The organism is Yersinia artesiana (genome assembly GCF_902726545.1).
Lineage (GTDB): Bacteria > Pseudomonadota > Gammaproteobacteria > Enterobacterales > Enterobacteriaceae > Yersinia > Yersinia artesiana.
This window is the reverse complement of record NZ_CACVAD010000111.1, coordinates 1-237: the sequence shown is the minus strand read 5'-3', so window position 1 is coordinate 237 and position 237 is coordinate 1. Positions and strand designations below refer to the sequence as shown.

Here is a 237-nt window from a genome sequence, read left to right as displayed (position 1 = left end):
CTACGGCGTTTCACTTCTGAGTTCGGCATGGGATCAGGTGGGACCACCGCGCTATGGCCGCCAGGCAAATTCTGTTTTAATTAACTCGCTCGGTATTTCTACCCAGCCAGCCAATCCAATCTGGAATCATCGCTGAAAATTAATCTCTGTCTCTCAAATCCAAAACACCTTCGGTGTTGTAAGGTTAAGCCTCACGGATCATTAGTACTGGTTAGCTCAATGCATCGCTGCACTTAC

General features: G+C 47.7%; 1 rRNA gene. It reads right to left on the bottom strand.

The window, feature by feature from the left end:
* Positions 1-65: ribosomal RNA gene (gene rrf, locus HU019_RS20155) — 5S ribosomal RNA — on the bottom strand; the annotation flags it as partial.
* Positions 66-237 lie beyond the last annotated feature (172 nt).